This is a genomic window from Exiguobacterium sp. s64, from assembly GCF_018618035.1.
Lineage (GTDB): Bacteria > Bacillota > Bacilli > Exiguobacteriales > Exiguobacteriaceae > Exiguobacterium > Exiguobacterium mexicanum_A.
Genome location: NZ_JACSLH010000027.1, coordinates 1 through 381 on the forward strand (window position 1 = coordinate 1; position 381 = coordinate 381).

2 tRNA genes are annotated in these 381 nt (G+C 49.9%); both read right to left on the reverse strand.

Going from position 1 to position 381, the window contains the following annotated elements:
• Window positions 1–91: 91 nt before the first annotated feature.
• Window positions 92–164, reverse strand: a tRNA-Ala gene (locus tag KNP64_RS14760).
• Between the two features lie 21 nt (window positions 165–185).
• Window positions 186–262, reverse strand: a tRNA-Ile gene (locus tag KNP64_RS14765).
• Window positions 263–381: the final 119 nt, after the last annotated feature.

The window sequence follows — 381 nt, forward strand, 5'->3', positions numbered from 1 at the left end:
TCTAGCGTCTAAGACACACGGTCCTCACGGACCATATGTGAAATTAATTGGTTTGATGTCTTGATGAATCTTCAGTTTTCAAGGAACAAAGTGGAGCCTAGCGGGATCGAACCGCTGACCTCCTGCGTGCAAGGCAGGCGCTCTCCCAGCTGAGCTAAGGCCCCATATAGGAATTCTCAAAAAAATGGTGGGCCTAAGTGGACTCGAACCACCGACCTCACGCTTATCAGGCGTGCGCTCTAACCAGCTGAGCTATAGGCCCTCATATTTTGATTGTCGAGAGATTTGGTCTCTCAAAACTGAACGATGGGCAATGCCACATGGGCATTTTCCTTAGAAAGGAGGTGATCCAGCCGCACCTTCCGATACGGCTACCTTGTT